9 protein-coding genes are annotated in these 10,330 nt (G+C 71.2%); 7 read left to right on the top strand and 2 right to left on the bottom strand.

Annotation, left to right across the window (positions count from 1 at the left end):
* The 5 genes from ACIQJT_RS12495 to ACIQJT_RS12475 all read left to right on the top strand — a co-directional run.
* The coding region (locus tag ACIQJT_RS12495) for an alpha-glucosidase C-terminal domain-containing protein (protein WP_402642578.1) at window positions 1-522 on the top strand (522 nt) is incomplete at its 5' end.
* The gene (gene treS / locus ACIQJT_RS12490; protein WP_365449522.1) at window positions 519-2,237 is read left to right on the top strand and encodes a maltose alpha-D-glucosyltransferase; all 1,719 of its coding nucleotides are present in this window, start codon (window positions 519-521) and stop codon (window positions 2,235-2,237) included. The genes ACIQJT_RS12495 and treS, both read left to right, overlap by 4 nt.
* Window positions 2,238-2,263: 26 nt before the next feature.
* On the top strand, window positions 2,264-3,625 hold the full coding sequence (locus tag ACIQJT_RS12485; protein WP_402642575.1) for a maltokinase: 1,362 nt from the start codon (window positions 2,264-2,266) through the stop codon (window positions 3,623-3,625).
* Window positions 3,626-3,628: 3 nt separating this feature from the next.
* Window positions 3,629-5,836, top strand: a complete 2,208-nt coding sequence (gene glgB, locus ACIQJT_RS12480) for a 1,4-alpha-glucan branching enzyme (protein ID WP_402642572.1) — start codon at window positions 3,629-3,631, stop codon at window positions 5,834-5,836.
* Window positions 5,837-5,944: 108 nt separating this feature from the next.
* Window positions 5,945-7,033: a glutamate--cysteine ligase gene (locus ACIQJT_RS12475; protein WP_365449516.1), complete on the top strand. Its 1,089-nt coding sequence runs from the start codon at window positions 5,945-5,947 to the stop codon at window positions 7,031-7,033.
* A gap of 3 nt (window positions 7,034-7,036) precedes the next feature.
* Here the strand turns inward: ACIQJT_RS12475 and ACIQJT_RS12470 are convergent, their stop codons facing one another.
* Window positions 7,037-7,270 carry a DUF6480 family protein gene (locus ACIQJT_RS12470; RefSeq protein WP_057611365.1) on the bottom strand — a complete coding sequence of 78 codons (234 nt, stop codon included), beginning with the start codon at window positions 7,268-7,270 and terminating at the stop codon, window positions 7,037-7,039.
* Window positions 7,271-7,422: 152 nt separating this feature from the next.
* On the opposite strand from ACIQJT_RS12470, the gene ACIQJT_RS12465 reads away from it, so the two are divergent.
* Both ACIQJT_RS12465 and ACIQJT_RS12460 read left to right on the top strand, forming a co-directional pair.
* Window positions 7,423-9,327 carry an AMP-dependent synthetase/ligase gene (locus ACIQJT_RS12465; protein ID WP_402642568.1) on the top strand — a complete coding sequence of 635 codons (1,905 nt, stop codon included), beginning with the start codon at window positions 7,423-7,425 and terminating at the stop codon, window positions 9,325-9,327.
* A gap of 152 nt (window positions 9,328-9,479) precedes the next feature.
* Entirely contained in the window at window positions 9,480-9,884 is a 405-nt protein-coding gene (locus ACIQJT_RS12460; RefSeq protein ID WP_053848058.1) for an ATP-binding protein, read from the top strand.
* 15 nt (window positions 9,885-9,899) lie between these two features.
* On the opposite strand, the gene ACIQJT_RS12455 is transcribed toward ACIQJT_RS12460, so the two are convergent.
* Window positions 9,900-10,259, bottom strand: a complete 360-nt coding sequence (locus tag ACIQJT_RS12455; protein WP_402642566.1) for a PRC-barrel domain containing protein — start codon at window positions 10,257-10,259, stop codon at window positions 9,900-9,902.
* Between the last annotated feature and the right edge of the window lie 71 nt (window positions 10,260-10,330).

The following is a 10,330-nucleotide window of genomic DNA, read 5'->3' as shown; positions in this document are numbered from 1 at the left end:
CGCGCGGTGCTGGCCGCGACGCTCTCGCCGACCTGGGGCATCTACTCCGGCTACGAACTCGCCGAGAACACCCCGCTGCGCGAGGGCAGCGAGGAGTACCTCGACTCGGAGAAGTACCAGCTCAAGGCCCGCGACTGGGACACCCCCGACTCCCTCGCCCCCCTGATCACCCAGCTCAACACCACCAGGCGCCGCCACCCCGCGCTCCAGCGCCTGCGCAACATCCGCTTCCACCACACCGACAACGACTCGGTCATCGCCTACAGCAAGCGCACCGGTGACGACACGGTCCTGGTGGTGGTGAACCTCGATCCGCACCACACCCAGGAGGCGACGGTCTCGTTGGACATGCCGCAACTCGGCCTGGAACGGCACGAGTCCCTGTCCGTGCACGACGAACTGACGGGTGAGACCTACCACTGGGGCAGCAACAACTACGTGCGTCTGGAGCCCGGCCGGGCACCGGCGCACCTGTTCCAGGTCCGCAGGTCGGCGCCGCAGATCGGAGGATCCACAGCGTGACTGTCAACGAGCCCGTCCACGACACCTTCGAGGACACCCCGGCCAAGGACCGGGACCCCGACTGGTTCAAACGCGCGGTCTTCTACGAGGTGCTGGTCCGCTCCTTCCAGGACAGCAACGGCGACGGCGTCGGCGACCTCAAGGGCCTGACCGCCAAACTGGACTACCTCCAGTGGCTCGGTGTCGACTGCCTGTGGCTGCCGCCCTTCTTCAAGTCACCGCTCAGGGACGGCGGGTACGACGTCTCGGACTACACCGCCGTGCTGCCGGAGTTCGGTGACCTCGCCGACTTCGTGGAGTTCGTCGACGCCGCCCACCAGCGCGGCATGCGCGTGATCATCGACTTCGTCATGAACCACACCAGCGACCAGCACCCGTGGTTCCAGGAGTCCCGCAAGGACCCCGACGGCCCCTACGGCGACTACTACATGTGGGCCGACGACGACAAGCAGTTCCAGGACGCGCGGATCATCTTCGTCGACACCGAGGCCTCCAACTGGACCTATGACCCGGTCCGCGGCCAGTACTACTTCCACCGCTTCTTCTCCCACCAGCCGGACCTCAACTACGAGAACCCGGCCGTCCAGGAGGAGATCCTTGCCGCCCTCCGCTTCTGGCTCGACCTCGGCATCGACGGCTTCCGCCTCGACGCCGTCCCCTATCTGTACGCGGCGGAGGGCACCAACTGCGAGAACCTGCCCGCCACTCACCAGTTCCTGAAGCGGGTGCGCCGCGAGATCGACGCCTTGTACCCGGACACGGTGCTGCTGGCGGAGGCGAACCAGTGGCCGGAGGACGTCGTCGACTACTTCGGCGACTACCAGGCCGGCGGCGACGAGTGCCACATGGCCTTCCACTTCCCGGTCATGCCCCGCATCTTCATGGCGGTGCGCCGTGAGTCCCGCTACCCCGTCTCGGAGATCCTGGCCAAGACCCCGGCCATCCCGCAGAACTGCCAGTGGGGCATCTTCCTGCGCAACCACGACGAGCTGACCCTCGAAATGGTCACCGACGAGGAACGCGACTACATGTGGGCCGAGTACGCGAAGGACCCGCGGATGCGCGCCAACATCGGCATCCGGCGGCGCCTGGCCCCGCTCCTCGACAACGACCGTGACACGATCGAGCTGTTCACGGCTCTGCTGCTGTCCCTGCCCGGCTCGCCGATCCTGTACTACGGCGACGAGATCGGCATGGGCGACAACATCTGGCTCGGCGACCGCGACGCCGTCCGCACCCCGATGCAGTGGACCCCCGACCGCAACGCGGGCTTCTCCACAGCCGATCCGGGGCGGCTCAGCCTGCCGATCATCATGGACCCGGTCTACGGGCACCAGGTCACCAACGTCGAGGCGTCGATGGCCTCCCCGTCCTCCCTGCTGCACTGGACCCGCCGGATGATCGAGATCCGCAAGCAGAACCCCGCGTTCGGTCTCGGCACCTTCACCGAGCTGCACTCCTCCAACCCGGCGGTGCTGGCCTTCCTGCGGGAGTACGAGGACGACCTGGTCCTGTGTGTGAACAACTTCTCCCGGTTCGCGCAGCCCACTGAACTGGACCTGCGTGAGTTCGACGGCCGGCACCCGGTCGAGCTGTTCGGCGGGGTGCGCTTCCCGGCCATCGGTGAACTGCCGTACCTGCTGACCCTCGGCGGGCACGGCTTCTACTGGTTCCGGCTCTCCCGAGTCGCATCCCGCATCGGCCGACGCCATTGAGCGTGCCGACGAAAGGACGCGTCACCATGCCGAAGACCGCATCCCTCAGCCCGAGACCCGCGCCCGCGACCGATCTCATGGCCTCGCTCGGCGACCTGCTGCGCCAATGGCTGCCGCGGCAGCGCTGGTTCGCGGGCAAGGACCGGCCCGTGAGCGACCTCGGTCTGCTGTCGATGACCGAGCTGTTCCCGGGCTGTCTGCACCTGCTGGTCCACACGGGTCACGGCGGGGTGCCCGCGCCCGGCGGCGGCTCCCCGGCCGGTGACTGCTACCAGTTGCTGCTCGGGGTGCGCAAACACCTCTCGCCGCGTCTGGGCCGGGCCCTCATCGGCCGCGCCGAGCGCGGCCCGCTGGCCGGCCTCACGGTGTTCGACGCCCTGCACGACCCGCGCTCGGCCCAACTGCTGCTGGAGCGGCTGCGGCATCCCGGCACGGCCGGCCCGCTGTGCTTCGAGCGGGCCCCCTCGGTGCCGGTGCCCGCGGGGCTCCCGCCGCGGCTGCTGGACGCCGAGCAGTCGAACTCCTCGCTGGTGTACGGCGACGAGTTCATCCTGAAGGTCTTCCGCCGCATCCAGCCCGGGGTCAATCCGGACCTGGAGGTGCCGGTCGCGCTGGCCGGCCAGGGCTGTCGGCGGGTGCCGGCGCCGGTCGCCTGGTTCCGCACCACGCATCCGCAGGAGGCCACGCTCGGCGTGCTCCAGCCGTATCTGCGCGACGCGTCCGACGGCTGGGCGCTGGCCCTGCAGGCGCTCGCCTCGGGTGACGACTTCACCGTGCAGGCCCACGCACTCGGGCGGGCCATGGCCGAGGTGCACCTCGCCCTGGCCGCCGCCTTCCCCGGCAGCGGCCACGACGACAACGGCGCCACCGCGGCCGCGATGACCGAACGCCTCGACGCCGCCGCGCACAGCGTGCCGGCGCTGCGGCCGTTCGTCCCCGGCCTGCGGGGCGCCTTCGGCGCGCTCGCCACCTGCGACTCCGGGCCGCCCGCCCAGCGTGTCCACGGTGATCTGCACCTGGGGCAGGTGCTGCGGGCCGGCCGCGAGTGGTTCGTCATCGACTTCGAGGGCGAGCCGTCGCGCCCGCTCGCCGATCGGTGCACCGCCCAGTCCCCGGTCCGGGACATCGCGGGCATGCTGCGCTCCTTCGACTACGCGGCCCGGCAGCGCCGGCCCTGGCGCCCGGAGTGGGCGCGCCGCTGCCGGGAGGCGTTCTGCGGGGGCTACGCGGCCCTCGCCGGGTGGGATCCGCGCAAGAAGCACGGCCTGCTGCGCGCCTACGAGACCGACCGGGCCGTCTACGAAGTCCTGTACGAGGCACGGCACCGCCCCGACTGGCTGCCCGTGCCGATGGCGGCGATCGAACGCCTTGCCGTGAGAGGAGACTGAGCCGTGGCCCTGCGTGACACCACACTGCCCGAGCCGTCCGGACCGGCGCGCTGTGCCCCGGCCCCCGCGCTCGACCCCGCGGACCGGGGCCGGCTGCTGGCCGGCGCCCACCACGACCCGCACGCGCTGCTGGGCGCCCATCCCGTCGCGGACGGGGTCGTCTTCCGGGCGCTGCGCCCCTTCGCCCGCGGGGTGAGCGTCGTGATCGGCGGCGAGCGCAGACGGCTGGCCTCGGAGGGTGACGGCCTCTTCTCCGGTCTGCTGCCCCTCGGCGCGATCCCGGACTACACCCTGCTGGTGTCGTACGCGGACGGAGAGCAGGAGGTGCACGACCCGTACCGCTTCCTGCCCGCGCTCGGCGAGACCGACCTCCATCTCATCCGGGAGGGCCGCCACGAGCAGCTCTGGAAGGCGCTCGGCGCGGAGCCGATGACCCACCAGGGGGTGTCCGGCACCCGCTTCACGGTCTGGGCACCCAACGCCCAGGGCGTCCGGGTGGCCGGCGAGTTCACCTTCTGGGACGGGCAGGCGTTCCCGATGCGCTCGCTCGGCTCGTCCGGGGTCTGGGAGCTGTTCCTGCCGGGGATCGGCGAGGGCGCCCGCTACAAGTTCGAGATCACCTCGCGGTACGGCGACCGGTTCCTCAAGGCCGACCCGATGGCGCGCGCCACCGAGGTGCCGCCCGCGACCGCGTCCGTGGTGACCGCCTCGCACTTCGAGTGGGGCGACCAGGAGTGGATGGCCCGGCGCGGGGACCTGCCGGTGCACCGGGCGCCGTTCTCGGTCTACGAGGTCCACCTGCCGTCCTGGCGCAAGGGCCTCACGTACCGTGAGCTGGCCGAGCAACTGCCCGGCTACGTCAGGGACCTGGGCTTCACCCACGTCGAGCTGATGCCGGTCGCCGAGCACCCCTTCGGCGGCTCCTGGGGCTACCAGGTCACCGGGTTCTACGCGCCGACCTCCCGGCTGGGCACGCCCGACGACTTCAAGTACCTGATCGACGCCCTCCACCGGGCCGGTGTCGGTGTGATCATGGACTGGGTGCCGGCCCACTTCCCCAAGGACGACTGGGCGCTGGCCCGCTTCGACGGGGACCCGCTCTACGAGCCGGGGGACTCCCGGCGTGCCGAGCACCCGGACTGGGGGACGTACGAGTTCGACTTCGGGCGCGTCGAGGTGCGCAACTTCCTGGTCGCCAACGCCGTGTACTGGTGCGAGGCGTTCCACATCGACGGGCTGCGGGTCGACGCGGTCGCCTCGATGCTCTACCTCGACTACTCGCGTGACTCCGGCCAGTGGAGCCCCAATGTGTTCGGGGGCCGGGAGGATCTCGACGCGGTCGCCTTCCTCCAGGAGATGAACGCGACCGTGTACCGCAGGGCGCCGGGTGTCGTCACGATCGCCGAGGAGTCCACGGCCTGGGACGGCGTGACCCGCCCCACGGACAGCGGCGGCCTGGGGTTCGGCCTGAAGTGGAACATGGGCTGGATGCACGACTCCCTCGGCTACATCAGCCATGAGCCGGTGCACCGCAAGTACCACCACAACGAGATGACCTTCTCGATGGTGTACGCGTACAGCGAGAACTACGTCCTGCCGATCTCCCACGACGAGGTCGTCCACGGCAAGCAGGCGCTGGTGTCCAAGATGCCGGGCGACTGGTGGCAGCAGCGCGCCAACCACCGCGCCTACCTCGGCTTCATGTGGGCGCACCCCGGCAAGCAACTCCTCTTCATGGGCCAGGAGTTCGCCCAGGGAGCGGAGTGGTCCGAGGCGCACGGCCCGGACTGGTGGCTGCTGGACCCGGCGTACGGGGCCGAGGCCGACCACCGGGGCGTGCGAGATCTGGTGCGCGACCTGAACACGGTGTACCGGGCGACCCCCGCCCTGTGGGAGCGCGACACCGACCCCGGCGGCTTCCGGTGGGTGGTCGGGGACGCGGCCGAGGACAACGTCTTCGCCTTCCTGAGGTTCGACTCGGCGGGCGCCCCGCTGCTCGCGGTCTCCAACCTCTCCCCCGTCGTGCGCGAGGACTACCGCCTCACCGTGCCCGAGGTGCGCCCCCTGTGGCAGGAGGCCCTCAACACGGACGCCGCGTGCTACGGCGGCGGCGACGTCGTGCGGCGCGACCCGGTCAAGGCGGAGGACGGGGAGCTGCGGCTCACCCTGCCGCCGCTCGCGACGGTGTGGCTGGTCCCGGTGCCCGACTGAGTCCGCAGGCGACACGGAGGTGTCCGACCGGCCCCGAAGGGGCAGTCGGGGTCGTACGAGAACCAGCATCCTCGTCGTCGCCGAGGGCCACAGAAAGGGCTGCATCACGTGCGCACCGTGGGAGTGGAGGAGGAACTCCTCCTGGTCGACCCCGAGACCGGCGAGCCGCAGGCGCTGTCCGCTGCCGTCCTCGCGCGGGCCGCGCAGGACGAGCCGGACCAGGACGTCTTCGAGAAGGAACTGCACAACCAGATGGTGGAGTTCGCCACCCACCCGCAGTCGGGCATGGAGGAGCTCCGCGCGGAGATCGTGCGCTGCCGCAAGGAGGCCGCCCGGCTGGCCGGCGACAGCGGTTGTGCCGTGGTCTCCCTGGCCACCTCGCCGCTGCCCGTCAGCCCGTCCGTGGGCATCGGCCGGCGCTACCAGTGGATGGCGGACCAGTACGGCATCGCCACCCGGGAGCAGCTCGTCATGGGCTGTCATGTCCATGTGTCCGTGGAGTCGGACGAGGAGGCCGTCGCCGTCGTCGACCGCATCCAGCCCTGGCTGGCCGTGCTGGCCGCGATCAGCGCCAACTCGCCCTTCTGGCAGGGCAAGGACACCGGCTACAGCAGCTACCGCAGCCGGGTGTGGCAGCGCTGGCCCTCGGCCGGCCCGACCGAGCCGTTCCGTTCGGCGGAGCGCTATCACCGGCGGGTCGCGGACATGGTGGCGACCGGCGTCATCCTCGACGAGGGCATGATCTACTTCGACGCCCGGCTGTCCCGGAACTACCCGACGGTGGAGATCCGGGTCTCGGACGTCTGCCTTCAGTCGGACACCGCCGTGCTCCTCGCCACCCTCGCCCGCGGGCTGGTGGAGACGGCCGCGCGCGAGTGGCGCGCGGGACGGGAACCGGTGACGCACAGTGTGAGCCTGCTGCGCCTCGCGGCCTGGCAGGCCGCGCGCTCCGGACTGTCCGGGGAACTGCTCCACCCCGCGACGATGCACCGCATGCCCGCGCAGACGGTGGTGCGGGCCCTGCTGGAGCACGTCGAGGACGCACTCGCCGACAGCGGTGACCTGGAGCGGGCCCGCGCTGCCTGCGCCGAACTGCTGCGGCACGGCAACGGCGCCCGGGTGCAGCGCGAGCTGCTGGAGCGCACCGGCAGCCTGCGGAGCGTGGTCACCGAGTGCGTGAAGCTGACCCAGGCTTAGGGCTCACAGGGCCAGGACGATCGCGTACACCAGGAAGAACGCGGCGACGAGGACGACCAGGAGCAGGATCAGGGCCAGCGGGCCCTTGGCCCAGCCCTTGGTCGGGTTGTGCGTCTCCCGCGGGCCGGCCTCGGGCAGGCTGCTCTCGGCGGGCGGGGTCTCGCCCGGCGGTACGCCGCCGCCCGGTTCCAGTCCGGTGGTGCGCTCGGGTTCGGGGTCGGGGTTCGTGTAACTCATGCGGTCCGAGTGCCCCGATCTCGACGAGATCACGGGTGACCGCTTACTTCCGTATTCCCGGTACCACTCGCTCGCGCCTGGGCTAGATTCGAGCACCGCGGTTGACCGAACTCGTCCGCGCCGTCACAGCCCGTACACGTCAGGAGCAGCGCATGCGCGACTTCGCCCTCGCTCCCCGGACCCTCTCGCGCTCCAGCGGCGGTCTGGCCGACAGTGTCTTCGAGCGGGCGGAGCTGGAGCCCGCCCTGCCGGTGCTCGCCCGCCGCCCCGAGGGCTCCTCGGGAGGCTGGCGGACCGTCACGGCCGTCCAACTGCGGGACGAGGTCGTGGACCTCGCCAAGGGACTGGTCGCCTCCGGTATCTCACCGGGCCACCGGGTGGCGATCATGGCGCGCACCCGTTACGAGTGGACGGTCCTCAGCTACGCGCTGTGGACGGTCGGCGCCGAGGTCGTCCCGATCTATCCGACGTCCTCCCGCGAGCAGGTCGAGTGGATCCTGCGCGACGCCGGCTGTGCGGCCGTGGTGGTGGAGGACGAGCAGGCGGTCATGACGGTCGGCTCGGTGTGTGCCTCGCTGCCCCGGCTGCGCCACGTCTGGCAGCTCGACGCGGACGCGCTGGCGGACCTGAGGGAGCGCGGCCGGACGATCCCGCTCGCCACGGTCGAGTCGCTGCGCCGCATCGTGCTGCCGGACTCCACGGCGGTCGTCGCCTACACCTCCGGCACCACGGGTCACGCACTGGGCTGCGCGCTCAGCCACCGCGGCCTCGCGAGCCCGGTCGACACCCTCCTCGAAGGCTGGCGCCACATCACGGCGGCCCCCGGGGAGCAGCCCTCCGTCCTCGCCTTCCTGCCCTTCTCCCATGTGTACGGCCTGATGATCCAGGGCGTGTGCATCCGCGGCGGTCTGCTCATGGCCCACGAGCCCGACCTCGGCGAGGAGGCGCTGGCGGCCTCCCTCCAGTCCTTCCGCCCCACCTACTTCTACGCCGTCCCCTCGGTGTTCGAGAAGATCTACAAGAACTTCCTGCGCGCCTCCCAGCAGGCGGGCCGCGGCGCCCTGTTCGAGCGGGCCGCCGACACGGCCCGCGACTTCGCCCTGGCCTGCGAGCGGCAGCGACTGGGCGAGGGTCCCGGGCCCGGGTTCGACCTGCGGCTCCAGCACGCCCTGTACGAGCGGACGGTGTACCGCAGGCTGCGGGCCGCGCTGGGCGGCCGGGTCCGCCGCGCCACCTCGGGCGGCTCCACCCTCAACCGCGAGCTGTCCCTGTTCTACGAGGGCATCGGCGTCTACGTCCACGACGGGTACGGCCTCACGGAGACCTCCGGCGGGATCACCATGCAGCCGCTGGGCCGGGAGAAGTCCGGAACCGTCGGCCGTCCGCTGCCGGGCGTGGATCTGCGGGTGGCGGACGACGGGGAGATCCTGGTGCGCGGACCGTCCGTCTTCCAGGGCTATGTGAACGACGAGGCCGCGACCCGCGCCGCACTGTACGGCGGCTGGCTGGCGACCGGGGACCTCGGACGACTGGACGCCGACGGCTATCTGACGATCACCGGCCGCAAGAAGGACATCATCGTCACCGCCAGCGGCAAGAGCGTGGCCCCGGCCGCCCTGGAGCACCGGCTGAGGATGCACCCGCTCGTCCACCAGGCCGTGGTGGTGGGCGACAACCGGCCCTGCGTGGGCGCCCTGCTCACTCTGGACCCGGTGTTCCTGGCGCACTGGCGCGGAGTGCTGGTGGCCCAGCAGGATCCCTCGGCACGCGAGGCCCGGGAGGAGAACGCGCTGCGGGAGGAGATCGCGCGGGCGGTGGCCGCCGCCAACAGCACCGTCTCCCGCTCGGAGTCGATCCGGGTGTTCCGGGTGCTGCCCGAGCCGTTCGACCTGGCCAACGGCCTGCTGACGCCGTCGATGAAGCTGCGCCGGGACGAGATCGTGCACCGGTACGCGGCGGAGATCGACGCGATGTACCAGGCCCGCTCGGCCGGGGCCCGGCGCACCTCGACGGAGGACTTGCTGAGCTGGGACGACTCCGACAACGTGTTCCGGTGAAACCTCGCCCGCCGAGCGCGTTCCCGAAGGTGAGGACGATTGGGGAGCCCGCCCTCGGGAACACGGCTCATTGGCGACGTTAGAGAGTACGACAACCCGCTGACGCCGGGCCGTGAGAGCGGCTCGGCACCGAGCCGCATTGGGACGAGACACTGACTTCCGAGGCGATTCCGAGCCGCACCACCCGTTTCGCGGGCGAGCCGCAATGCGTGACGGGTGCGCGGCTCGCCGCTGAAGAATTCCTGGACGAACTCGGCGAGAGCGTGCCGCCCGCGACCCCGGAGCACTGGGACGACATCCTGCTGGTGGTGACGGAACTCGCCGCCAACGCCGTCCAGTACGCCCCCGGGCCCTTCGTGCTGCGCATGCGCCGCACCTTCGACGGCGTGCACGTGACGCTGCGCGACACCAACCCGACGCCGCCGGCCCCCCGTTCCTTCGATCCGCGCACGGGCGGCGGCGGCATCGGCTGGCACCTGGTCCACGCGCTGTGCGACCAGGTCAGCGTGGTGACGGACGAGCGCGGCAAGGACGTGCACGTCTTCCTGCCGTGGTGACCCGCCGCGCTCGCGTCATGCGGTGGCCGTGAGCCCCAGGTAGTAGGCGCCGACCGCCGCGAGGTACTCACGGTCCCTGGTCTCGCTGTCGGTGCGGAAGCGGGGGGCCGCCTTCACCTCCGACTCGGTGCAGGCCAGGGTGACCCGCCGGCCCTCGGTGTCGACCCGGGTGACGACGCCCACCGGGACCAGGACGCTGCGGCCGAAGATCCAGACGCCGGTGTCGACGACGAGGTGCTCCATGCCGTCGGGGGCGGCCTGCCGGTCCACGTGTCCGATCGTGCCGTCGCTCGCGACGACGCTGAAGCCCGTCAGGTCCTGTCCCTCGACGTATCCGCTGTCCGGCGCGTACGACCAGATTCTGTCGGTGGTCACGCTGCTCCTTCCCTCCCGAGCGCTGCACGGATCCCGCCTCTTCGCTGCGGGCGGGTCCACAGCACCCCATA

It is taken from the genome of Streptomyces sp. NPDC091972 (genome assembly GCF_044756385.1).
Taxonomy (GTDB): Bacteria; Actinomycetota; Actinomycetes; order Streptomycetales; family Streptomycetaceae; genus Streptomyces.
Note: the sequence above shows the minus strand (reverse complement) of the source record. Positions and strands in the feature narration are given on the sequence as shown.

Excerpts from the sequence above, each read along its gene's own strand:
- ACIQJT_RS12465 (WP_402642568.1), top strand. The coding sequence starts at position 7,423 with ATGCGCGACTTCGCCCTCGCTCCCCGGACCCTCTCGCGCTCCAGCGGC.
- ACIQJT_RS12470 (WP_057611365.1), bottom strand. The coding sequence starts at position 7,270 with ATGAGTTACACGAACCCCGACCCCGAACCCGAGCGCACCACCGGACTG.
- ACIQJT_RS12485 (WP_402642575.1), top strand. The coding sequence starts at position 2,264 with ATGCCGAAGACCGCATCCCTCAGCCCGAGACCCGCGCCCGCGACCGAT.